Raw genomic sequence first — 25,204 nt, 5'->3', positions numbered from 1 at the left:
ATACTTTAAGAAATTAGCAGCAAAGCTGCATCTAAGCCGACATGGTCAAAAGCCGCGTCGGCTTTTTCTTTGACTACAGGTTTTGCTTGATAGGCCACGCTAATGCCTGAACCATTCATCATGATTAAGTCGTTAGCGCCATCGCCCATTGTGATGGCGTTTACTTTAGAGCAACCGAGGATGCGACAAGCTTCGTCAAGGTATGCTGCTTTAGCTGCGCCATCCACAATATCTCCAAGAACTTTCCCCGTGAGCTTGCCATCAATGATTTCTAAGGTGTTAGCTTGCGTCTGTTTAAAACCTAAACGCTGACGGAGTTTTTCGGTAAAGAAGGTAAAGCCACCAGAAACAAGCAGGGTGTAGAGACCACGTTCATGGACGCCGGCCAAAAGTTCAAGTGCGCCAGGATTGGGGCGTAAACGTTCACGATAGACTGCCTCTAGAGCATCGGCATGAACACCCTCAAGCAAAGCAACACGTCTACGCAAACTCTCTTTGAAATCTTTAATTTCACCACGCATTGTGGCTTCAGTAATTTCTGCGACAGCGGATTTTTTGCCAGTGAAGTCGGCAATTTCATCAATGCATTCAATATTGATTAAGGTCGAGTCCATGTCCATTGCAAGAATGCGAATATCTTGCGGTACTAGGCCAGCATTCAGAAAACAGAGATCTGTTTTATATTGACTTGCAATCGCTCGCAGAGACTCTCTTTGGCTTACAACAAGATCTTGATTGCATTCCCATCGCTCTGAATGATAAGTGCCATTTGATAGTTGATCGCCAAGACTATGTAGTGCAGCGCCGAACTGTAGGGCGACATCTTTGAGCGCAAAAACAAGCTTTTCCGCAATGGGCTCTCGAGACAGGGCAACTATGGTTTGATACGTTTGCATATATTAATGATAGTAGATTGCTAGCGTAATACTCAGTCGACTTTGGCGCTGCTCAGAACTGCAGATTCATTTAGGCGGCGCAAAACTTGTCTAATGGCATCTAGGCGTTGCTCTAACTTGTCAAACTCCCTGTCTTTCTGAGGCAGAACCTTCAATTTGTCTTGACCGTTTAATTGAATGTGTTTTGAGGATTGAATTAATTGAATGATCTTCAGAGGATCAATCGGTGGGTTCGGAATAAATTGAATCTGGATAGATGCTGGAGTGGCATCAATTTTCTTAATACCAAAACCAACCATTTCTAAACGCAAGCGGTGAGTCTCGTAAAAGGATTTGGCTTGATCCGGTAAGTCACCAAAGCGATCGACCAATTCTTCTCGAAGACCCATGAGTTCAGAAAAATCATTACAACCAGCAAAGCGCTTGTATAAGGATAAGCGCTCATGAACATCAGGACAATAATCTTCGGGTAATAGGGCAGGCACTCCGAGATTTACATCGGTAGTGGCTTGCAAGGGTGAGAGCAGGTCAGGCTCTTTACCGCTACGCAATGATTTCACTGCACGGTTAAGCATTTCGGTATAGAGCTGAAAGCCAATTTCATGAATCTCACCAGATTGTTTATCGCCCAGCACTTCACCAGCTCCACGAATCTCCAAATCATGCATCGCTAGATAGAATCCAGAGCCCAGTTCTTCCATGGCCTGAATAGCATTCAAACGTAATTGTGCTTGTTTGCTCAATGCCTCTGGGTCTGGAACCAGCAAATAGGCATAGGCCTGATGGTGTGAGCGACCAACACGACCACGTAATTGATGTAATTGCGCTAAACCAAATTTATCAGCGCGATGCATGATGATGGTATTTGCGGTCGGTACATCAATACCAGTTTCGATGATGGTTGTGCATAAAAGAATATTTGTGCGCTGGGTTACAAACTCACGCATCACGGATTCGAGTTCACGCTCATGCATTTGACCGTGGGCTACGCTAATGCGAGCTTCAGGAATCAGCTCCTGTAAGGCATGCTTACGATTCTCAATCGTTTCGACTTCATTATGTAAAAAGTAGACCTGTCCACCACGTTTGATTTCACGCAGCACGGCTTCTCGTATGACGCCATCACCTTCACGGCGCACAAAAGTCTTGATAGCCAACCGTTTTTGTGGGGCGGTAGCAATGATGGAGAACTCCCGCAAGCCTTCCATAGCCATACCTAAGGTTCTTGGAATCGGCGTGGCCGTTAGGGTCAAGATATCAACTTCTGCACGTAAAGCTTTCAACGCATCCTTTTGGCGGACTCCAAAGCGATGTTCTTCATCAACAATGACTAAACCTAAATTAGCAAACTGAGTTTCTTTAGAGAGTAATTTATGCGTACCGATGATGATGTCTGCATCTCCTTTGACAATCGCTTCAAGGGCAGCGTTAATTTCTTTGGTCGTTTTAAAACGTGATAACTCCACAATACGCACAGGCCAGTCGGCAAAGCGATCTTTCCAGGTAGCAACATGCTGTTCGGCAAGTAGGGTCGTTGGCGCCAGAATAGCTACTTGCTTTCCGCCCATCACAGCAACAAAGCTGGCACGAAGGGCAACTTCAGTCTTGCCAAACCCTACATCACCACAGACCAACCGGTCCATAGGTGTGCCACTGGTCATATCACCGATGACTGCAGCAATTGCATTGGCCTGATCTGGTGTTTCTTCAAAGCCAAAGCTCTCTGCAAAGGCGGCATAGTCGTGTGCTGAGAATTCAAAGGCATGACCCTTGCGAATCGCTCTCGCAGCATATAGTCCTAATAGCTCTGCAGCAGTATCCCGAATTTGTTGCGCAGCTTTACGCTTCGCTTTATCCCATTGACCTGAGCCAAGCTGATGCAAGGGAGCAGAGTCTGGATCCGATCCTGCGTAACGGGTAACCATTTGCAACTGTTGAACAGGCACATAAAGGGTTGCTTGCCCTGCATATTGCAAATGCAGGAACTCTTCAAAGATGGGTGCTTCCTTGGGCGGCGCTAGATTGAGCAGAACTAGACCTTGATATCGTCCAATACCATGCTCTGCATGCACAACAGGATCGCCAATCTTAAGCTCCGATAAATCCTTAAAGAGCATGTCGGGATCAGCATTTTCTGAACCCTTGCTTTTACGTCGCTGTCTTGCAGTCGAGGTGAATAACTCTGCCTCTGTAAGAACTAGTAAATTTTCAGCCTGCCACAAAAAGCCATTAAATAGGGGGGCAGTAACCAGGCCAAATAGTGAATCGCTTTTCACAAAGTCAGCGATACCCTCAAAGCCTTCAGGCTTGAGTTGATAGAGAGGCTTGCCATCTTGGCCTGCAACAGAATTACTCTCTTCTAGTAGTTGTCGAATGGATTCTTTGCGACCCGCGCTATCACTGCATATTAAAACGCGCAATTTCTCCTGAGAAACGACTGCTCGTAGACGGGAAATCGGATCGGTATCACGACGATGTACAGCTATATCTGGAACTGGCAAAAATTGATTTGCTTCATTAATTGCGTTATCTAACACCAATCTTGCATTTGGTTTTGCAGTAGAAAAGAATTCATCAACATCAAGAAATAGCTCTTTCGGCGGAAGAATAGGTCGATCAAGGTCGTGTTTGAGAAACTCGTAACGAGAAAGCGTGTCTTTCCAAAAACTGCGGATGCTCTCTTCTGTATCGCCAATGCTTACCAACCATACTGGATCACCCGATCTAGGGAAGTAATCAAACAGATTGGATTGCTCTTCAAAGAATAAGGGTAGATAAGACTCAATACCTGCACTAGGAATGCCTAGGTTCGCATCTTTATAGATTGAGCACCGTGTTGGGTCACCTTCAAATACTTCACGCCAACGCCCCCTAAAAGCAGTACGTGCCTCATCATTGAAAGGGAATTCATGACCGGGCAACAGTCGAACCTCTTTAACTGGATACAAGCTGCGTTGAGTATCTGGATCGAAAGAGCGAATTTGTTCAATTTCATCGCCGAATAAATCAAGTCGATAGGGCAAACTCGAGCCCATTGGAAATAAATCAATTAACCCACCACGAATGCTGTATTCGCCCGGGCGCATCACTGCGCTCACCGGATCGTATCCCGCTTGTTGCAGTTGAAGTCTTAATGCCGCTTCATTAAGCTTGTCGCCTTGCCGAAAGAAAAAGGTATGACCGGATAAAAATTGTGGCGGGCCTAAGCGTTGTAATGCAGTAGTCACAGGAACTAAAACAATGTCACAGCTTCCATTCAGCAGCTCATAAAGCGTCGCCAGTCTCTCTGACACTAAATCCTGGTGTGGGGAAAAGTGATCGTAAGGAAGGATTTCCCAGTCTGGTAATAGGCGAACTTTCAGTTGTGGTGCAAATGCTGGAATTTCTTCAACGAGCCTTTGGGCTTCCTGCGCCTGAGCGCAGAAAACGACCATGACCGAGAAATCATTGCGATAACGTAGGGCGGATTGAGCGAGGAGAGCCGCATCAGCTGATCCCACTAGCCCCGAAAAGGTAAAGCGCTGCCCAGCCCGTGGCGCGGGTATGGGGGGTACTAGATTTAATGCATCAGACATCTACGCTCATTATAGAATCAGGCATGGGCTTACCAAACCAATCAAATATGAAGTGCCATGCGCTCTTGCCAACGGCGGGTACTGGCTCTCGTCTTGGCGGGCAGTTACCTAAGCAATTTCAGCAATTAGCTGGAAAGCCCATGTTGGCATACGCCCTTGAAGCTTTTTTGCAGTCCCCTGAGATTGAATCAATCTGGGTTGGTGTCTCCCCAAGTTTTATCGACAATCCCATTCTGAAGAGTCTTGAAAAGGGCGGTAAACCCATTCATTTTTTGCCCACTGGTGGACCAACAAGACAAGAAACGGTCCGCAATACTTTGCGAGCATTATTAGACTCTGGGATTGCAGAGAGTGACTGGATACTAGTTCACGATGCTGCGAGACCAGGTATCACGCCAGCATTAATAGAGAAGTTAATTAAAACTGTTCAGTTATCAATCTCAGGCGGCATATTGGCTGTCCCTTTAGCTGATACATTGAAGCAGGCCGATCTCGATTCTGCAATTGCAGGTAATTTGCCGCATGCTGAGAAAACGATTCCCCGTGAACATCTTTGGCAAGCTCAAACACCGCAGATGTTTGCCTTAAAGAAGTTGCATGATGCCCTTGAAGATGCCATTAGGCTGGAGGCAGATGTGACAGATGAAGCAAGCGCTATAGAGCTAACAGGTGTTAAGCCACTATTAATAGAAGGCGCTACTCGCAATTTCAAAGTGACTCATCCAGCAGACTGGGAATTGATGCAATTGCTCCTGAGTTCAGGAAAGTAACGGTAATATTTTGCAAAGATCTTGATATGACTCAAACCAACTTACACATTCCACAATTTCGAATTGGTCAAGGTTATGACGTTCACGCTCTTGTTGCTGATCGCAAATTAATTCTGGGCGGCGTTCATGTACCTTATGAAAAGGGTTTATTGGGTCACTCTGATGCTGATGCTTTATTGCATGCTTTAACGGATGCTCTACTTGGAGCAGCGGGCTTAAATGATATTGGGCAGTTATTTCCAGATACCGATCCTCAATTCAAAGACATGGATAGCCGTATTCTGCTCAGAGCAGCCCTTCAGAAGGTTCAAGCTGCCGGTTATCACGTTGGCAATGTGGATGCCACCATCATTTGTCAAAAGCCTAAATTGGCTGATTTTTTGCCAGAAATGGTCAAAAACATTGCCGCTGATTTGGCTGTTACTCCAAGTCATGTGAACCTCAAGGCTAAAACCAATGAATCCCTGGGCCATTTGGGTCGGGGTGAGGGCATAGCAGTCCATGCAGTTGCTTTGCTCTACAAGGCCTAAAAAGCCTCTAAAACCCTAAGCATTGTAGAATTATGGTCTTTAGAGTGAAGTCTAAGCTTGGCAGTGTTTGCGGATATTCGCGAGGATGGCGAAATTGGTAGACGCACCAGGTTTAGGTCCTGACGCCAGAAATGGTGTGGGGGTTCGAGTCCCCCTCCTCGCACCACAAGATTGCTACTTGGCTTGGACTTCACATTTCCAGATTTCAATTAAGAGACGAGAATGGCTGTGCAGATAGAAAATTTAGGTTCATTAGACCGCAAAATGACTTTGGAATTCGCTCGTGCCGATTTGGCGAAAGCGCGTGAAGCTCGTTTGGTTAAAGTTGGCAAGACCATGAAAATGGCCGGCTTCCGTCCTGGCAAAGTGCCTAAGAATATTGTCGAAAAGCAGTATGGCATGCAAGTGGATTTCGAACTTCAGTTTGATAAAGCCTCCGAACTCTTTTATGAGCAAAGTCAAAAAGAGGGTGTTAAGTTAGCCGGACAACCTCGTCTTGAACCAAAGAGTGAGCTTGATGCTGACACAATCATATTCGATGCATTTTTTGAAGTGCTCCCTGAAGTCAAGATTGGTGATTTCAGCAAAGCAGAAGTAACGAAGTACACAACCGAAATCGGTGATCCTGAGATTGACCGTGCTCTTGATGTATTACGTAAGCAGCAAGTTCATTATCACCCACGCGGCGAAGCCGGTGCTCATGGTGATGGTGGTGCTAATACAGCTGCTCAAAACGGTGACCAAGTAGTGATCGACTTCGTTGGCAAGATTGATGGCGTTGAATTTACTGGCGGCAAAGCCGAAAACTTTGAATACGTATTAGGCGAGGGTCGTATGCTTCCTGAGTTTGAGGCTGCTACCTTGGGCTTGAAAGCAGGCGAAAGCAAGTCATTCCCACTCAGTTTCCCTGCGGATTACCACGGCAAAGATGTCGCTGGAAAAACTGCTGAATTCACAATTATCGTGAAGTCTGTTAACTGGGCACATTTGCCTGCGGTTGATGATGCATTTGCTCTCTCCTTAGGTGTTGCTGAAGGTGGTGTTGCAAAGATGCGTGAAGAAGTAAAACAAAATTTAGATCGCGAAGTAAAGCGCCGCATCACCTCTTTGTTGAAAAATGAAGTGATGGATAAACTAAATGAATTATGTGAACTTGATGTTCCTAAGTCACTGGTTGCCTCTGAGCAAGAGCGTTTGGTTGAGGGTGCCCGTCAGGACCTTATGCAGCGCGGCATTCCAAATGCAAAGGATGCTCCAATTCCTGCTGAGATTTTTGCTGAGCAGGCGCTAAAGCGTGTACGTCTCGGCTTGATCTTGGGTGACCTAGTTAAGCAAAATAATCTCGCTGCTACAGCCGATCAAATTAAAGCTGAAATCGATGAGCAAGCAGCCACCTATGAAGATCCAAAAGAAGTGGTTCGTTGGTTCTATAGCAACCCAAGTCGCCTCAAAGATATCGAAAACCTAGTCCTAGAAGACAATGTGATCAAGCATTTCACATCATTAGCTAAAGTTAGTGACAAGGCGATTAGTTTCGAAGAGTTAAGCAAGCTAAAATAAATCTAACTATTTAACAACAAAGGTCTCAATATGAATCTGAACCATTTTCAATCTGATGATTTAGAACCTAAAGGATTGGGCTTGGTTCCGATGGTCATTGAGACCTCTGGACGTGGTGAGCGTGCATATGACATTTATTCACGCTTACTGAGAGAGCGCGTAGTTTTCTTGGTTGGCGAAGTAAATGATCAAACAGCAAACTTGGTCATTGCACAGTTATTGTTTCTAGAGAGTGAAAACCCAGACAAAGATATTTCTTTGTATATCAACTCCCCAGGTGGATCTGTATCTGCTGGCTTGGCGATTTATGACACGATGCAATTCATTAAGCCCCACGTCAGTACCTTATGCATGGGTATGGCCGCGAGTATGGGCGCATTCTTGTTGTGTGCCGGTGAAAAGGATAAGCGTTATGCACTACCTAACTCTCGCGTTATGATTCATCAGCCACTAGGCGGTGCTCGTGGTCAGGCTTCTGATATTGAAATTCAAGCCCGTGAGATTCTGTATTTGCGTGAGCGTCTGAATAAAATTTTGGCTGATCGCACAGGTCAGTCGATTGAAACCATTGCAAAAGACACTGATCGCGATAACTTCATGTCAGCAGACCAAGCCAAGGAATATGGCTTGATTGACAAAGTAATCGAAAAGCGTCCTTAAGTACCTAATTATTTTCTTTGAGTAAACACATTGAGCGATACCACTACCAATTCAAGCGATAAAGTTTTGTATTGCTCTTTTTGCGGCAAGAGTCAGCACGAGGTAAAAAAACTGATTGCCGGTCCATCAGTATTTATTTGTGATGAATGTATTGATTTATGTACAGATATTATTCAGGAAGAAATTGCCAAGCTTCCTAAGGAAGAGGACGATGATTCATTACCAACACCTCATCAGATACGCGAGAATCTAGATCAGTATGTCATTGGTCAAGACCATGCTAAGAAAACCTTGGCAGTAGCTGTTTATAACCACTATAAGCGTTTGCAGTACTTGCCTAAGCCTAAAAAAGAGAAGCTAGACAAGGATGGCAAAGCAGTTGAGGCTATAGATAAAAAAGAATCAAAGGCTCCAGCTAAAGCAATCGTTGACGGTGTTGAGTTGGCTAAAAGTAATATCTTATTAATTGGTCCAACTGGGTCCGGTAAGACATTGTTAGCCCAAACATTGGCGCGTATGTTGGATGTACCGTTCGTAATGGCTGACGCTACAACATTGACTGAAGCTGGATATGTTGGTGAAGACGTAGAAAACATTATTCAAAAGCTTTTACAGGCTTGTGATTACAACGTAGAAAAAGCACAGCGCGGTATTGTTTACATTGATGAGATAGATAAGATTTCACGTAAGTCTGACAACCCATCGATCACGCGTGACGTATCCGGTGAGGGTGTTCAGCAGGCTTTGCTCAAGTTAGTTGAGGGTACGATGGCCTCTGTACCTCCGCAAGGCGGACGCAAGCATCCTAACCAAGATTTCTTACAAGTGGATACCACCAATATCTTATTTATTTGCGGCGGAGCATTTGATGGACTCGAAAAAGTCATTCAACAACGCACAGCAAAAACAGGTATCGGCTTTAACGCTGCAGTACCGGGTAAGGATGATCGCGGTGTTAGCGATTTGCTCATTGAGGTTGAACCAGAAGATTTGATTAAGTTTGGTTTGATTCCAGAATTGATTGGTCGCTTGCCAGTTGTGGCAACACTAGCCCAGTTGGATGAAGAGGCCTTGATTCAGATTCTGACTGAGCCCAAGAATGCCCTTGTAAAGCAATATCAAGCACTGTTGACTATGGAAGGCTCTGAGCTTGAAGTACGTCGTGAAGCACTTTCAGCTATTGCCAAAAAGGCAATAGCACGCAAAACAGGTGCTCGTGGTCTTCGCTCCATCCTTGAGGGCTCTCTAATGGATGTCATGTATGACCTTCCATCCTTAAAGAATGTGCAGAAGGTTGTGATTGACGAAGCGAGCATTGCAGAGGGTGGGAAACCACTCTTGGTCTATAAGCAAGATTTAGATCAGTCCGATTTAAGCAAAAAAGCCTAAATTCTTAGGCTTTTTGCTATTTTTTGGGTATTTTTGCCCTTTTTTCGCACTTTTTCCCCTTGAATTTCTCAAAGTGCTACCCATATAGGTAGTATGCTACTCAATAATAACGTCTGTATTTAGTGCCTTATAAATTGAAGCTGCTAGATATTGATGCTTGAGGATTGATTACTTTGGAGGAATTGCCCCATGCCTGGCCACTTATTACTACCCTCTGAGCCGATTCAACTACCTTTACTCCCATTGCGGGATGTAGTTGTATTCCCGCATATGGTGATCCCTTTGTTTGTGGGTCGCCCAAAATCCATTAAAGCCTTAGAGGCTGCAATGGAAACCGGTAAAAACGTCCTGCTAGTGGCTCAAAAGACTGCTGCCAAGGATGAGCCTGGTATTGAAGATCTTTATGAGGTTGGTTGTATCGCCAACATCTTACAAATGCTCAAACTTCCTGATGGCACCGTTAAGGTGCTTGTAGAAGGTGTGCAACGTGCTGAAGTCAGTCAGATTGAAGATAGCCTTGGTTATTTCAATTGTGAAGCGACACCTACTGCTTTGAATGCGATTGATGCGCATGAAACGGAAGCATTGCGCCGCGCCATCATGGCGCAATTTGATCAGTACGTAAAACTGAATAAAAAAGTTCCACAAGAAATCCTGTCATCACTTGGCGGTATTGATGATCCAAGTCGTTTGGCCGACACGATCTGTGCTCACTTACCAGTGAAGCTTGAGCAGAAGCAGCGTTTACTGGAGATGACTGATGTCGTGCAGCGACTTGAAAGTCTTTTAGCCGATCTCGAAAGTGAGATTGATATTCTTCAAGTGGAGAAGCGTATCCGTGGTCGTGTAAAGCGCCAAATGGAGAAGAGTCAGCGCGAGTACTACTTGAATGAACAGGTAAAGGCGATTCAAAAAGAATTGGGTGAGGGCGAAGAGGGCGCTGATCTTGAGGAGCTAGAAAAGCGAATAAAGGCAGCACGTATGCCTAAAGAAGCTCTAAAAAAAGCCGAGTCTGAATTAAAGAAACTCAAATTGATGTCGCCGATGTCAGCTGAGGCTACTGTCATCCGTAACTTCATTGATACCTTGGTGAATCTCCCTTGGAAGAAAAAAACCAAAATCAATAATGATCTTTCTAATGCAGAAAAAGTGTTGGATGAAGATCACTATGGGTTAGATAAAGTGAAAGAACGTATTTTGGAGTACCTCGCGGTTCAGCAGCGAGTTGATCGAGTGAAGGCGCCGATTCTTTGCTTGGTTGGACCCCCTGGTGTTGGTAAGACATCTTTAGGTCAATCGATTGCCCGTGCAACGAATAGAAAATTCGTACGAATGGCGCTAGGTGGTGTGCGTGACGAGTCTGAGATTCGTGGCCATCGTCGCACCTATATCGGCTCTATGCCGGGCAAAATTTTGACTAGTCTGACGAAGGTGGGCGTTCGTAATCCCTTATTCCTCTTGGACGAAGTCGACAAGATGGGTATGGACTTTCGCGGAGATCCTGCCAGTGCACTGCTTGAGGTTTTGGATCCAGAGCAGAACCACACTTTCCAAGATCACTATGTCGAGGTGGACTTCGATCTGTCTGATGTGATGTTTGTGGCTACGTCAAATTCATTGAATATTCCAGGCCCATTACTAGATCGTCTAGAGATCATTCGTTTAGCCGGTTATACGGAAGATGAGAAGACCAGTATTGCTGTCAATTACTTGATTCCAAAACAAATCAAAAATAATGGTTTGAAAAAGGACGAACTCAAGATTGAAGAAAGTGCTGTTCGCAACATGATTCGCTACTACACTCGTGAGGCTGGTGTGCGCTCCCTAGAGAGAGAAATTAGCAAGATTTGCCGTAAGGTAGTCAAGCTGTTGCTCTTGAAGAAAGAGGCTGCTCCCGTAGTTGTCAATGCAGACAATTTAGAGAAGTTCTTATCAGTGCGTATGTTTGATTTCGGCTTAGCCGGTAAAGAAAATCAAGTTGGACAGGTAACTGGTTTGGCTTGGACAGAGGTTGGCGGTGATCTTCTCACCATTGAAGCCGCTACTATGCCTGGTAAAGGTGTTATCACACGCACCGGATCTATTGGTGACGTGATGAAGGAATCAGTAGAAGCTGCTCGCACTGTTGTCCGCTCAAGAGCTAAGCGACTTGGTATTTCTGATGAGGCATTTGAGAAGAAAGATATTCATATTCACTTCCCAGATGGTGCTACTCCTAAAGATGGTCCATCAGCCGGTATCGCCATTACAACGGCCCTGGTTTCTGTCTTTACAGGCATTCCAATTCGTTCGGATGTGGCAATGACCGGCGAGATTACCTTGCGTGGTGAAGTACTTCCAATAGGCGGCCTAAAAGAAAAACTACTTGCAGCTCATCGCGGAGGTATCAAACTTGCCTTGATCCCAGAAGAAAACGTGAAAGATCTTATTGAAATTCCTGACAACGTTAAGAATGCAATCGAAATCGTTCCGGTTCGCTGGATTGATAAAGTCCTTGAACTTGCGCTAGAGCGTATGCCAGAGGCTTTACCTGATCCGACCCCTGAGGAGTTAGCAAAGAAGGTATCTGAAGCCAGCAAAGCTAAAGAGAGCGTTTCTTCAGGAGATGTGCTCAAGCATTAAAGCTTTTCATCTGCTAGTGATGCCCACCAAAACCGCGCTTAAGAATGGGCTGGTTTTGGTGGTTTTCGGTCAATAAATCCACGTTTAGGTTACAATCTCTCCTTGTAATATTTTGGGGCGCTTAGCTCAGTTGGTAGAGCGTCTGCCTTACACGCAGAATGTCGGGAGTTCGAGCCTCTCAGCGCCCACCAAATATTCACATGCTTAAGCCTTTTCATGGCTTTCTGCTCAAAACCTTTCCTCCCTAGTAAAATCCTATCATTCCCGTTTATCTAAACGCGATACTACTTATTATTACTAGCGAACTCATACATGTTTGATACCGTCCGTAAGCATCAAAAATTACTGCAGCTTGTGCTGATGTTATTTATTGTTCCGTCATTTGTCATGTTCGGTATTTCTAGCTACTCCGGTTTTATGGATAAGGAAACCGATCTAGTAAAAGTCAACGGTAAACCGATTACTGCACAAGAGGTGGATAACGCAGCGAAACGTCAAGCAGAGCGTGTTGGTGGAAATTTGCAAATTGCGCAGAACTTGCAATTTCGACAGGCTATTTTGGATGATTTGTTACAGCAACGTATTTTGGGTTTTGCTGTTGCAAGCCTTCGTTTGCAAGTCAGCAAGGAAGCCCTGGTTAAAAATTTACAAAGCATCCCGCAAATTCGCGCTCTATACCGTCAAGATGGTAGCTTTGATGATGCTCGCTTTAAGCAATTACTAGTTAGCAATGGTCTTAATGAAGAACAATTCTATGCCAGCCAGGCATTCGATCTCAAGATTGGTCAGCTGGTCAATTCAGTAGCACGTACTGAGATTGGTACTCCGAAATTATCTGATATTGTTTCCACTCTTTATGCGAGAGAGCGCCAAATCCAAGCTTTGAACTTTAATGCAAAGGATTATTTGACGAAGGTGAACCCAAGTTCAGAGGAACTTCAGACTTTTTATAACGCAAACTCTAAGTTGTTTGAAAGTCCTGAGTATGTGGATGTTGAATACATTGTTCTCAAAGCCGATCCCAAAGAAGATGCAAAGATTTTTAGTGAAAAGGCAGATCAATTTGCCAATATGACTTATGACCAATCTGACAGTCTAAAGCCTGCTGCCGATAAACTAAAACTCTCTGTTCAAAGTCAAAAAGGTTTAACTAGGTCAGGACCTTCAGGTGTATCTCGAGACCATCCGTTGGCCAATCCAAAGGTGGTTCAATCCTTATTTAGCGATGAAGCCTTAAAAAACAAACGCAATATTGAGGCTGTGCAAACTGCTCCTGGTGTTTTTGTTTCTGCTCGCGTGCTTACTTTTCACCCGGCCGAAATCATGCCTTTTAAAGATGTTGTAACGGAAGTGAAGCGTCAGGTAAGTCAACGTGCCGCCGAGAAATTGGCGGTAGCGGCTGCCGCAGAGCGTTTTGCTGCTTTAGAAAAAGATCCCAAAAATGCAGCAGGCTTTGACAGCCCAATTTGGGTGTCGCGCAATAAGCCTGCAAACTTGCTTGGTCCTGCAATAGATGATGTGATGTCTATTGATCCAGATAAATTTCCTGTAGTGGTATCTGTAAGGAACCCCGGCGTTGGTACTACACTATATCGCGTTGATCAGGTGCGCCAGCCTACTGATGTTGATGCCAAAGTCCATAAAGCTCAAGCACAACAGATACAAGCTTTAGCAGCTCAATCAGAATTTGCAAGCTTTATGTCTTATTGGCGTGACTCCGCTTCTGTAAAAGTGATCAATCCTTTAAAGCCACCATCAAACAATTCTGGCAGCTAAGCTTACGGGGTTTTTTGGAGTAGCGACTGATATGGGGCCATAGCGTCCCATACATTTTTAAAGAGAATAGGTTGTGCCGTAACATTTGGATGAATGTTGTCACTCTGAAATAAATCTTTATTGCTTACTACCCCAGCCATGAAAAATGGTACAAGAGAAATGCCTTCCTGAATGGCAAGTTTGCTATACAAGTCTTTAAATTGCTTGGTGTACTGTTGCCCATAATTTGGTGGTATTTGTATGCCAAATAGTAGTACCTTGGCACCCGATTGTTTGCTCAGAACAATCATCTTGCGAAGATTGCTTTCGGTCTGCTCTATTGATAAACCACGCAATGCATCATTAGCGCCTAACTCCAAAAGAACGAGGCCAGGTTTCTTGCTATCCAGCAAAGCAGGAAGACGAGTCAGGCCGCCAGAGCTGGTTTCACCACTAATGCTGGCATTAAAAACAGTCCATGGACTAGCTTGTTTTTTTAATTGCGCCTCCAAAAGCTTCACCCAACCAGACCCGCGTGGCAGACCGTATTCTGCTGAAAGACTATCACCCATGACCAGGATGACTGGGTTAGCCCTACTTGCTGTGACAAACGAAATTAACAGGCAAAATAAGCCCATCGTTACTATTTGTTTGCCTCGGCAGTTCCACCAACCTAGATTCATTTATGAGTATTCCAGCAAAAGTATTGAGCGCCAATCACCTTGGTAAACAGGTGATTTCAAGCGATGGTTCATTGACCATTTTGCACGACATTTGCTTTGATATTGTGCAAGGCGAAAGCATCGCTATTACTGGAGCCTCAGGTTCGGGTAAAAGCACATTACTCGGGCTCTTGGCCGGACTTGATCTACCAAGCTCAGGCAATGTCACTTTGATGGGCCAAGATTTAAATATCTTGAATGAAGATGGTAGGGCAAATCTACGGGCAAAACACGTTAGCTTCGTTTTTCAGTCATTTCAGTTGTTATCCCATCTCACTGCCCTGGAGAACGTCCTTTTACCTGCTCAAATGTCTGGCCGTAAGGACGCTAAGAATGAGGCCATTGCTTGGTTGGAAAAAGTTGGCCTTGAAGACCGCCTGAATCATTTTCCAAAGACCTTATCAGGTGGCGAGCAGCAAAGGGTTGCCCTAGCCAGAGCCTTTATTACCAAGCCCGATATTCTTTTTGCAGATGAGCCTACTGGTAGTCTTGATGAGGCTAGCGGAGAGCGAGTTATAAGACTCCTTTTTGAGCTAAATCAGGCCAGCAAATCCACTCTGGTATTGGTGACCCACGATCCAGCCTTGGCTAGTCGGTGCCAGCGCCAATTGCACCTTCAGGGCGGTAGGCTGGCGTAAGCAAAACCTTATAATCTGGAGATGCATTTTTTCCACTTTTTGCCCGGCGCTGATGCGCTTTCCTCATTCCGTCAACAGCGACTTTTAGCCTCGCTAGCGTCACAAGGTGTAGAGCTCGAATCGATCGAGGCGCAGTTTTTACACTTTATTTGGTCAGAGAATCAGCTAAATACTAAAGACCAAGAGGTGCTAGCTAGTTTACTTACCTATGGTCAGCCATTTGCCTCCAAGATTAGCCAGAGCAAATCCTGGTATGCAATCGGTCAGAGTGGTGCTGAAAATATCCAAGGTGCAATTGTCATTCCGCGACTGGGAACAGTTTCACCATGGGCAAGTAAGGCAACAGATATTACCCAGCAATGTGGGTTAAAAGTTTTACGAATTGAGCGCGGTGTTCAATTTTCGTGGAAGAGTAAAAAGTCTTTAACTCCTGAGCAAGAGAAAAAGGTTTTAGCTGCAGTCCATGACCGGATGACCGAAGCTGTCATCAATTCAGTGGAGGACGCTAATGCTCTCTATCAAACTTTAGATGATCGTCCTTTAACGCGCATTGCAGTTCTAACAGAGGGCAGAGCGGCGTTGGACAAAGCGAATCAGGAGCTGGGGCTAGCGCTCTCTGATGATGAGGTTAGCTATTTGACTGAAAACTTTATTCGCCTGAAACGCAATCCAAGTGATGTAGAGCTCATCATGTTTGCGCAGGCCAATAGCGAGCATTGTCGACATAAGATATTTAATTCCAGTTGGACGATCGATGGTGATGATCAAGAGCGCTCACTCTTTGCCATGATTCGCAATACCCATCAATTACAGCCAGAGGGCACCATCGTTGCCTATTCTGATAATTCAGCAGTGATGGTGGGTTGTGAAGCGGAAACCTGGGTTCCTCAAGGCGATGATCATCGCTATGAAAAAGATACGCGGCTTGTTCATACCTTAATGAAGGTGGAAACCCATAACCACCCAACAGCGATTGCTCCTTTTCCAGGAGCCTCAACTGGCGCTGGTGGAGAAATTCGTGATGAGGGTGCTACTGGTATTGGTGGTAAACCTAAAGCGGGTTTAACTGGCTTCTCCGTATCCAATCTCAATATTCCTGGCACGGATCTTCCATGGGAAGGTGAAAAATACGGGAAGCCAGAACGTATTGCCACACCTCTGCAGATCATGATTGATGGCCCACTGGGTGGTGCTGCCTTTAATAATGAATTCGGTCGCCCAATTTTGGGTGGATATTTCCGCGTATTTGAGCAGACACTCAATGGTATCCGCCGTGGTTACCATAAGCCCATCATGATTGCTGGCGGTATCGGCAGCATCGACTCTATTCACACTGAAAAGAAAGCCATTCAGTCCGGACATTTATTGATTCAGCTTGGTGGTCCTGGCATGCGCATTGGTATGGGTGGTGCAACAGGTAGCTCAGTAGCAACAGGCACCAACACGGCAGATCTTGATTTTGACTCGGTGCAACGGGGAAACCCGGAGATGGAGCGTCGCGCTCAAGAAGTCATCAATGCCTGTTGCGCGCTTGGTGAGAATAATCCCATTGTGTCTATTCATGATGTTGGTGCGGGTGGTCTATCGAATGCATTCCCTGAGCTCGCTGATGGCGCAGGCTTAGGAGCAAAATTCAAGTTACGCAGCATTCCTCTCGAGGAAAGTGGTATGAGCCCAGCTGAGATTTGGTGTAACGAATCTCAAGAGCGTTATGTATTAGCGATTGAAGCTAAGGATCTAGATTTATTTAAAGCTTTCTGCGAACGTGAACGTTGTCCTTTTGCAGTTGTCGGTGAGGCCACAGAAGAGCGCCAGTTGCAGTTGGTGGATTCCAAGCAGGCAGAAGGAACTGATGCCTCATTGCCAATTGATATGCCAATGGAGGTGTTGTTAGGTAAGCCACCTCGTATGCATCGCGATGTCAAGTGCTTATCTCAAGAGTTCATAGAGTTAGATGTCACTGATGCTGATTTGGCACAATCGATCGCTTGGGTTCTGCAACAACCAACTGTTGCAAGTAAATCATTCTTAATCACCATTGGTGATAGAACTGTTGGCGGCTTAAATGCTCGTGACCAATTCGTTGGCCCATGGCAAGTCCCTGTGGCTGACTGCGCAGTCACCTTGATGGATTACAAAGGTTACCGCGGCGAAGTAATGACTATGGGTGAGAGAACTCCATTGGCGGTGATTGATGCTCCTGCTGCAGCGCGTATGGCTGTAGGTGAGGCGCTTACCAATTTGTTAGCAGCAGACATTCGCCGTCTAGAGGACGTCAAGCTTTCTGCAAACTGGATGGCAGCTTGTGGTGCTCCGGGAGAAGATGCCAAGCTCTATGACTCTGTAAAAGCGGTTGGCATGGAATTATGCCCAGCCCTTGGGATCTCTATTCCTGTTGGTAAAGATTCTTTATCCATGGCTACAGAATGGCGTGATGGAAGCGATGCGAAAAAAGTAGTCGCACCCGTTTCATTAATTATCTCTGCCTTTGCTTCAGTGCAAGATGTTCGGAGGACTGCAACACCATTACTAAAGCTTAAAAATCAGGATGGCTCAGCCTTAGAAACTGAATTAATTCTGATTGATTTGGGTCGCGGCAAGAATCGTATGGCCGGTAGCATCTTGTCTCAAGTTCTGAATCAATCCGGCAAAGTAGCGCCCGATCTTGATCACCCAGATGATCTCAAAGCAATGGCGGCAGCCATTATTGAGCTACGTAAAGAAAATAAATTGTTGGCCTATCACGATCGCTCTGATGGTGGTTTATTGGCCTGCGTTGCTGAGATGGCTTTTGCATCCCATGTCGGTATCTCCATTAATGTCGATATGATTGCTACCGACCCAGGACAAGAGCCAGATTATGGTGATGCCAAGAATTGGGCTCAGCAAGTATCTGGTCGCCGTCATGAGCAGACAATGCGCGCACTATTTAACGAAGAGCTTGGTGCAGTCATCCAGGTGCGCAAAGAAGATCGCGATGCAGTATTTGCTATCTTGCGTAAATTGGGCCTGAGCGCATTTAGTCATGTCATTGGCAAACCGAACACTAATGGTCGAATTGAAATTTGGCGCGATGCCAAGAGTATTTTTGCTGAGCCACGCGAGTTGCTGCAAAAGATGTGGAGCAACACAAGCTATCAAATTGCGCGTTTGCGTGACAACCCCGCTTGTGCTGATTCAGAATTTGCTTTGCTAGATAATTTATCTGACCCAGGAATGTCGCCTAGGTTGACATTCGATGCTGCGGAAGATATTGCTGCACCATATATTGCCAAGGGTGCACTCCCTAAAGTCGCTATTTTGCGTGAGCAGGGTGTGAACTCCCATGTTGAAATGGCTTATGCAGTGAACTTGGTGGGATTTGATAGTTATGACGTGCATATGTCTGACCTATTAAGCGGTAAAGCCAAGTTAGATGATTTCAGGGGCCTGATTGCCTGTGGTGGCTTTAGTTATGGCGATGTTTTAGGTGCAGGTGAGGGCTGGGCGAAAACCATTTTGTTTAATCAGCAACTGCGTGATCAGTTCTCCAGCTTCTTTAATCGTCAAGACAGCTTTGCTTTAGGCGTCTGTAATGGTTGCCAAATGATGAGTAATCTTGCTGGAATCATTCCTGGTGCAGAAGCTTGGCCAAAATTTACTCGCAATCAGTCTGAACAGTACGAAGCGCGTTTGGTAATGGCGGAAGTACTTGCTTCACCATCGATCTTTACGCAAGGAATGGAAGGTAGTCAGCTACCAATCGCCATTGCACATGGTGAAGGCTATGCGAACTTTAGCCAACAAGGCAATTTAGAAAAAATCACCAATCAAGGCTTTGCTACGCTACGTTTTGTAGACCACCAGGGCAATCCTACCGAAATCTATCCAATGAACCCCAACGGATCACCTGGCGGTTTAACTGGAGTAACCACTCCCGACGGACGATTTACGGTCATGATGCCGCACCCAGAGCGTGTGTTCCGTGCTGCGCAAATGAGTTGGTGTCCGCCAGAATGGCTTGAGACCCCAGACGGTGCTAGCCCATGGTTGCGGCTCTTTAGAAACGCACGTCGCTGGGCTAAATAATGTCCTTTGCAATGGAGCCGGTCACCTTTTCGGAAAGCGGAGGTATTCGATATCTCCATTTTGGGAGCGAATTGATTCAAGGGGCAATGCGCATTCGTGACCCTGATGAAATCTACCTCGAATACAACCAACAAATGATGGCTTGGCTTCTATTCTTAGAGACCAAGCCTGGAATGAAGATTGCACAACTCGGTTTAGGTACAGGTGCTCTGACAAAGTTTCAGCATCGCTATTGCCCAGCAGTAAAAACAACTGTGGTTGAGCTTAATCCTGCGGTAATTGTTGCTGCTAGGTCGATGTTCTTTACTCCGGACGATGATCGTAAGCTAGAAACGCTACAGGCTGATGCAAAGGCATTTGTGAAGGCTAATAAAAATAAGACCCAGTTTGATGCAGTACAGGTGGATCTCTATGACGCGATCTGCGATGGACCCGCTGCGAGCTCACTGGAGTTTTATCAGGGCTGCTACAACATCCTCAAAGCCCCCGGTGTTATGACAGTTAATCTTTTTTCTCGACACAAGAGCTATGATGTCAATCTAAAGAATATCTGTGAGGCTTTTGATAATCGCGTTTTATTATTTCCAGAGTCCCATGATTGCAATGTTGTGGCAGTGGCATTTAAAGGCCCAAAACTTGAGGCTGAATGGAGAGACGTTTCAAAGCGTGCAAAGTTGATATTGGAAAAGACCGGGCTTCCAACGAATAAATGGGTATCTGGCATCAGTCGAGAGAACGCAAGACAAGAAAGCAAACTTTCTATTTGAATTTGCTTATGAGGCTAAAGAAAAAGGCGATCATCAGATCGCCTTTTTGCATTCTTATCCCATTGCTGGGATGAGCGGTTTGGGTATTACACAGTTACCGTATCTGCTACATCGCTAAATGATTTGAGCTTATCAAAGCTCATGTATTTATACACATCCGCAGACTTAGCATCGAGCGCTTTAACTTGCTCTAAATACTCAGCAGGCGTAGGCAAGCGACCTAGGAGGGCGGCAACAGAAGCTAACTCAGCAGAAGCTAGGTATACGCGCGTATCGATACCTAAACGGTTAGGGAAGTTGCGAGTTGAGGTAGATACTGCTGTTGAACCCTTGCGAATCTGAGCTTGGTTACCCATACATAATGAACAGCCTGGGCTTTCCATACGCGCACCTGCAGCACCTAACATGCCGTAGTAACCTTCTTCCATCAAGACCATTGCATCCATCTTGGTTGGAGGAGCAACCCATAAGCGAGTTGGCATATCTTTTTTGCCTTGCAATACCTGGCCGGCGGCGCGGAAGTGACCAATATTGGTCATGCATGATCCAATAAAGACTTCATCAATCTTATCGCCAGCAACCTCAGACAATACTTTCACATCATCTGGATCGTTAGGGCATGCCAAGATAGGCTCTTTGATCTCATCGATATTAATCTCGATGATTTCAGCATAGTCAGCATTGGCGTCTGCTTTGAGCAATTGTGGGTTGGCAATCCAAGCTTCCATGGCCTTGATGCGACGACCAAGGGTGCGCTTATCTTCATAACCATTTGCAATCATCCATTTCATCAAAGTGATATTGGATTGCATGTACTCAATGATTGGCTCTTTGTTCAAGTGAACAGTACAACCACCGGCAGAGCGCTCTGCAGATGCATCAGACAATTCAAAGGCTTGTTCAACTTTGAGGTCGGGTAAGCCTTCGATTTCAAGGATGCGGCCAGAGAAAATATTCTTCTTGCCTTGTTTTTCGACAGTGAGCAAACCTTTTTTGATTGCATATAAAGGAATGGCGTTTACCAGATCACGCAAAGTGATACCAGGTTGCATCTTGCCTTTAAAGCGAACCAAAACAGACTCAGGCATATCTAATGGCATAACACCAGTAGCTGCTGCAAATGCAACCAGACCAGAGCCTGCTGGGAAAGAAATACCAATTGGGAAACGGGTGTGACTATCACCACCGGTACCGCAGGTATCTGGAAGAAGCAAGCGATTTAACCAGCTATGGATCACGCCATCACCGGGACGTAATGCAATACCACCTCGATTCGTCATGAATGGTGGCAATTCGTGTTGAGTGCGAATATCAACTGGCTTTGGATAAGCAGAGGTGTGGCAGAAAGATTGCATTACCAAGTCAGATGAGAAGCCCAAGCAAGCTAAGTCTTTTAATTCGTCACGAGTCATTGGGCCAGTGGTGTCTTGTGAGCCAACGGTTGTCATGCGTGGTTCGCAGTAAGTGCCAGGTCGAACACCTTGTCCCTCTGGCAAGCCACAGGCGCGTCCAACAATCTTCTGCGCCAAGCTGAAACCTTTTTTGTTATCAGGTGGGCTGACTGGGAGGCGGAACTCGGTAGAAGCTGGCAATCCAAGAGCAGCACGCGCTTTAGCTGTTAGACCACGACCAATGATTAATGGAATACGGCCGCCTGCACGAACTTCATCCAAAATGACCGGTGACTTCAAGGAGAAGGTGGTGATCTCTTGACCATTCTTGAATACCTTGCCTTCGTATGGGCGCAATTCAATTTCATCACCCATATTCATTTGAGATACATCTAATTCGATTGGTAATGCACCGGAATCTTCCATGGTATTAAAGAAGATCGGAGCAATGTTGCCGCCAAGACAGACGCCGCCAAAACGTTTGTTAGGTACGAACGGAATATCTTGACCTGTCCACCAGAGAACAGAATTGGTAGCTGACTTACGTGATGAGCCAGTACCTACAACGTCACCTACATAAGCAATTTGGTTGCCTTTTTTCTGGAGTGCAGCAATTTGCTTCATTGGGCCACGAACGCCAGACTCATCTGGCTCGATACCAGGACGTGGGTTCTTGAGCATGATGGTTGCGTGCAACGGAATATCTGGACGACTCCATGCATCTGGTGCTGGAGAGAGGTCATCAGTGTTTGTTTCACCAGTGACCTTAAATACGGTCAACTTCATGGACTCTGGAACAGCAGGGCGGCTGGTGAACCATTCGGCATCTGCCCAGCTCTTCATTACAGCCTTAGCATTAGCATTACCCTTTTCAGCAAGTTCTTGAACATCATTGAAGTAATCGAACATCAGGAGCGTTTTCTTGAGCGCCTCTGCCGCGACAGTGCCACATTCAGCATCGGTTAACAACTCAACTAAAGGTTTGATGTTGTAGCCACCAAGCATGGTGCCCAATAATTCAGTTGCTTTGATACGTGAAATCAATGGAGATTTCTCTGTACCTTTTGCAATCGCATCTAAAAACTCAGCCTTAACCTTAGCCGCCTCATCAACACCAGCCGGTACGCGATTAGTAATTAGCTCTACCAATTCCGCTTCTTTACCTGCGGGTGGATTATTTAGTAGCTTTACTAATTCCGCAGTTTGATCTTTAGTCAGGGGGAGGGCTGGAATGCCAAGAGCGGCACGTTCAGCAACTTGGGCGTTATAGGCATCTAACATTGTGTTTCCTAAGAGGTAAAAGTGATCAATAGAAAGGCCAAAAGGGGATTTCACCCGATTTGCTCAATTATAGTTACTAATTTAAGTCTTATATAAGAGTTTAAACCCTAAGCATTTTGAGAGATCTTGAATAAGCTAAAAAATAGGTCAAAAATTGCATTTTTAAGACAAAAACCGGGAATTTGAAACTAAACGACGTTTTCTTCCTTCAATGCCCAAACCAAGGCTACTACCCAACCAATCAAAGACCAGCCTAAAAAGAGGTTAAGGGCAAAAATAGCCCCTGTATTTGCTCGTTTCTTGTGAAATGCGATAGCAAAGGGCAGAAAGTAAAAAAGGGATAGTAGGGTGATAAGAACTGCGAAAAGGAGGCGCATAGGGTTTATTTCTCCCGTATCCAGGTCTGAGTCCGTCCCAGTAAAGGTATGCCAATATAGGCTCTGAGGTCTAGTTTTGAGCCCTGATCCTTTAATTTCATCTCAGCACGATAAATCTCCCCATCATCAGGGTCAAGAATCTGGCCTCCCGAGTAGCTATCACCTGTCTTTTTAAGATTTGAGAGGATTTCCATACCCATCACTGGCTTGCCTTTGCGGGCATCCGTGCATTTATCGCAGATAGTGGGGGCGCTTGGATCAAGTAATTTGGTGATTAGTCCTGAAAAAACACCATTTTTTTCCGAAATTTGGACAATAGCCGCAGGTTGGTTGGTGTCATCATCAAAAGTCTTCCAGCTACCAGCTATGGAATCTAGAGTCTCAGCAGAGATTTGAGTAGCACATAAACACAGCATGCCTGCTGTAATGGTGAAAAGATGCTGTTTTTTCATAGAATTTAACGATATTACCTTTTTTCATTTTTCAAAAATAGCAATTCCTATCGTTATAATTGCTTTTTCCAACAGAGCTTAAGCGATGACCAAATACGTTTTTGTCACTGGTGGCGTGGTTTCTTCTTTAGGGAAAGGAATTGCAGCTGCCTCGCTTGCCGCGATTCTCGAATCCCGCGGCCTGAAAGTCACCCTCCTAAAATTAGACCCCTATATTAACGTTGACCCGGGTACTATGAGCCCGTTACAGCATGGCGAAGTTTTCGTTACTGAGGATGGCGCTGAAACTGACTTAGATTTGGGTCACTATGAGCGCTTCGTATCTGCCAAGATGCGCAAGAGCAATAACTTTACTACCGGCCAAATTTACGAGTCAGTGATCAGTAAAGAGCGTCGTGGTGAATATCTAGGAAAAACAGTTCAAGTTATTCCGCATATTACGAATGAGATTCAGGCTTTTGTAGAACGTGGTGCAAAAGCAAGTCATGACGGAGAGGCCGATATTGCTATTTGCGAAATCGGTGGCACGGTAGGTGATATCGAATCACTTCCATTTTTAGAAGCTGCTCGCCAGATGAGCTTGCGCCTGCCGATGCATAGTTGCGCCTTTGTTCACTTGACCTTAGTACCCTTTATTCGCAGTGCAGGTGAGTTAAAGACAAAGCCTACTCAGCACTCCGTGCAAAAGTTACGCGAGATTGGCATCATGCCAACGGTTTTACTTTGTCGAGCGGATAGACCCATTCCTGATGATGAGCGCGCGAAGATTTCGCTGTTTTCAAACGTACGTGAAGAAGCGGTTATCTCAGTATGGGATGTAGACACCATTTACAAGATTCCAGAAATGCTTCATGCGCAAGGCATGGACGATTTGATCTGCCGTGAATTACAAATTAATGCTAAGCCTGCAGATCTTTCAGTGTGGGCGAAGCTAGTTTATGAGTTAGCCAATCCAAAGCATGAGGTAACCATTGGCATGGTTGGTAAGTATGTTGAGCTAACAGAATCCTATAAGTCATTGATCGAGGCATTGCGTCATGCTGGTATACATACTCATACCAAGGTCAACATCAATTACATCGATTCCGAAGTAATCGAGAAGGATGGTATTGATTGCCTTAAAAAACTTGATGCGATATTGGTGCCAGGCGGCTTTGGTAAGCGCGGTACTGAAGGTAAGATCGCTGCGATTCGCTATGCCCGTGAGAACCAAGTACCTTATTTAGGTATTTGCTTAGGCATGCAATTGGCAGTGATTGAATTTGCACGTCATGTAGCTAATATTGCCAAAGCAAACAGTACCGAATTTGAACCAGAAACCGATAGTCCTGTCGTAGCGCTGATTACCGAGTGGTTGGATCGAGAAGGTCGTGTTGAGAAACGTACTAATGAGTCTGATCTTGGCGGAACTATGCGCCTTGGATCTCAACGTTGTCCGGTGAAAACGAATACCTTGGCGCATCGCATTTACGGCGCCGAAGTAAATGAGCGTCATCGCCATCGCTATGAAGTGAATAATTTTTATGTGCCCAAGTTAGAGCAGTCAGGTTTGATTATTTCTGCAAGAACACCCAATGAGGAGCTTCCAGAAATGATGGAATTACCTGAGTCAATGCACCCTTGGTTCTTCGGCGTACAGTTCCACCCCGAGTTCACATCCACGCCACGTGATGGTCACCCGTTGTTCTCAGCCTTTATCAATGCCGCACTGATTCATCAAGATGCTGCATTAAAGCAGGTCGCCTAAAAGG

Annotated in this window: 17 protein-coding genes and 2 tRNA genes; 13 read left to right on the top strand and 6 right to left on the bottom strand. The window is 45.4% G+C overall.

All coding sequences use genetic code 11. From position 1 onward, the window contains the following. Positions 1-5 precede the first annotated feature (5 nt). Both serB and mfd read right to left on the bottom strand, forming a co-directional pair. Complete coding sequence (gene serB, locus ICV38_RS05130; RefSeq protein WP_215382639.1) at positions 6-896, bottom strand: phosphoserine phosphatase SerB; 891 nt, start codon at positions 894-896, stop codon at positions 6-8. A 32-nt stretch (positions 897-928) separates the two neighbouring features. Continuing rightward, entirely contained in the window at positions 929-4,471 is a 3,543-nt protein-coding gene (gene mfd, locus ICV38_RS05125) for a transcription-repair coupling factor (RefSeq protein ID WP_215382638.1), read from the bottom strand. 23 nt (positions 4,472-4,494) lie between these two features. Here mfd and ispD point away from each other — a divergent pair, with 23 nt between their 5' ends. The 9 genes from ispD (at position 4,495) to ICV38_RS05080 (ending at position 13,778) form a co-directional block, all read left to right on the top strand. After that, positions 4,495-5,241 carry a 2-C-methyl-D-erythritol 4-phosphate cytidylyltransferase gene (gene ispD / locus ICV38_RS05120; protein WP_215382637.1) on the top strand — a complete coding sequence of 249 codons (747 nt, stop codon included), beginning with the start codon at positions 4,495-4,497 and terminating at the stop codon, positions 5,239-5,241. 26 nt (positions 5,242-5,267) lie between these two features. Next, positions 5,268-5,771: a 2-C-methyl-D-erythritol 2,4-cyclodiphosphate synthase gene (gene ispF, locus ICV38_RS05115; protein ID WP_215382636.1), complete on the top strand. Its 504-nt coding sequence runs from the start codon at positions 5,268-5,270 to the stop codon at positions 5,769-5,771. Positions 5,772-5,850: 79 nt separating this feature from the next. Next, positions 5,851-5,937: transfer RNA gene (locus ICV38_RS05110), tRNA-Leu, on the top strand. A 56-nt stretch (positions 5,938-5,993) separates the two neighbouring features. Further along, positions 5,994-7,331 carry a trigger factor gene (gene tig / locus ICV38_RS05105; protein WP_215382635.1) on the top strand — a complete coding sequence of 446 codons (1,338 nt, stop codon included), beginning with the start codon at positions 5,994-5,996 and terminating at the stop codon, positions 7,329-7,331. A 30-nt stretch (positions 7,332-7,361) separates the two neighbouring features. Continuing rightward, the gene (gene clpP / locus ICV38_RS05100; RefSeq protein ID WP_215382634.1) at positions 7,362-7,991 is read left to right on the top strand and encodes an ATP-dependent Clp endopeptidase proteolytic subunit ClpP; all 630 of its coding nucleotides are present in this window, start codon (positions 7,362-7,364) and stop codon (positions 7,989-7,991) included. Between the two features lie 30 nt (positions 7,992-8,021). Next, complete coding sequence (gene clpX, locus ICV38_RS05095; RefSeq protein WP_215382633.1) at positions 8,022-9,380, top strand: ATP-dependent Clp protease ATP-binding subunit ClpX; 1,359 nt, start codon at positions 8,022-8,024, stop codon at positions 9,378-9,380. A 189-nt stretch (positions 9,381-9,569) separates the two neighbouring features. Continuing rightward, a complete protein-coding gene (gene lon / locus ICV38_RS05090) occupies positions 9,570-12,002 on the top strand; it encodes an endopeptidase La (protein ID WP_215382632.1) in 2,433 nt (810 codons plus the stop codon). Between the two features lie 115 nt (positions 12,003-12,117). Beyond that, a tRNA-Val gene (locus ICV38_RS05085) sits at positions 12,118-12,193 on the top strand. Positions 12,194-12,314: 121 nt separating this feature from the next. Next, positions 12,315-13,778 carry a peptidylprolyl isomerase gene (locus ICV38_RS05080; RefSeq protein WP_215382631.1) on the top strand — a complete coding sequence of 488 codons (1,464 nt, stop codon included), beginning with the start codon at positions 12,315-12,317 and terminating at the stop codon, positions 13,776-13,778. A 2-nt stretch (positions 13,779-13,780) separates the two neighbouring features. Here ICV38_RS05080 and ICV38_RS05075 read toward each other — a convergent pair whose 3' ends face one another. Then, the gene (locus ICV38_RS05075; protein WP_215382630.1) at positions 13,781-14,440 is read right to left on the bottom strand and encodes an arylesterase; all 660 of its coding nucleotides are present in this window, start codon (positions 14,438-14,440) and stop codon (positions 13,781-13,783) included. Positions 14,441-14,448: 8 nt separating this feature from the next. Between ICV38_RS05075 and ICV38_RS05070 the strand changes: the two genes are divergently transcribed. The 3 genes from ICV38_RS05070 (at position 14,449) to ICV38_RS05060 (ending at position 19,952) form a co-directional block, all read left to right on the top strand. Then, a complete protein-coding gene (locus ICV38_RS05070) occupies positions 14,449-15,117 on the top strand; it encodes an ABC transporter ATP-binding protein (RefSeq protein ID WP_371819250.1) in 669 nt (222 codons plus the stop codon). A gap of 21 nt (positions 15,118-15,138) precedes the next feature. Next, on the top strand, positions 15,139-19,185 hold the full coding sequence (purL, locus tag ICV38_RS05065; RefSeq protein WP_215382628.1) for a phosphoribosylformylglycinamidine synthase: 4,047 nt from the start codon (positions 15,139-15,141) through the stop codon (positions 19,183-19,185). Positions 19,186-19,271: 86 nt separating this feature from the next. Next, positions 19,272-19,952, top strand: coding sequence for a spermidine synthase (locus tag ICV38_RS05060; protein WP_251368255.1), 681 nt, complete (start codon positions 19,272-19,274; stop codon positions 19,950-19,952). An 86-nt stretch (positions 19,953-20,038) separates the two neighbouring features. Here the strand turns inward: ICV38_RS05060 and ICV38_RS05055 are convergent, their stop codons facing one another. The 3 genes from ICV38_RS05055 to ICV38_RS05045 form a co-directional block, all read right to left on the bottom strand. Continuing rightward, a complete protein-coding gene (locus ICV38_RS05055; protein WP_215382627.1) occupies positions 20,039-22,624 on the bottom strand; it encodes a bifunctional aconitate hydratase 2/2-methylisocitrate dehydratase in 2,586 nt (861 codons plus the stop codon). A 188-nt stretch (positions 22,625-22,812) separates the two neighbouring features. Further along, positions 22,813-23,001: a superinfection immunity protein gene (locus tag ICV38_RS05050; RefSeq protein WP_215382626.1), complete on the bottom strand. Its 189-nt coding sequence runs from the start codon at positions 22,999-23,001 to the stop codon at positions 22,813-22,815. Positions 23,002-23,006: 5 nt separating this feature from the next. Beyond that, complete coding sequence (locus tag ICV38_RS05045) at positions 23,007-23,453, bottom strand: DUF2147 domain-containing protein (RefSeq protein WP_215382625.1); 447 nt, start codon at positions 23,451-23,453, stop codon at positions 23,007-23,009. A gap of 85 nt (positions 23,454-23,538) precedes the next feature. Here ICV38_RS05045 and ICV38_RS05040 point away from each other — a divergent pair, with 85 nt between their 5' ends. Continuing rightward, a complete protein-coding gene (locus ICV38_RS05040) occupies positions 23,539-25,200 on the top strand; it encodes a CTP synthase (RefSeq protein ID WP_215382624.1) in 1,662 nt (553 codons plus the stop codon). Positions 25,201-25,204: the final 4 nt, after the last annotated feature.

It is taken from the genome of Polynucleobacter sp. MG-6-Vaara-E2 (genome assembly GCF_018687695.1).
In the GTDB taxonomy this organism is placed as follows: domain Bacteria; phylum Pseudomonadota; class Gammaproteobacteria; order Burkholderiales; family Burkholderiaceae; genus Polynucleobacter.
This window is presented reverse-complemented; position numbering and strand designations above follow the sequence as displayed.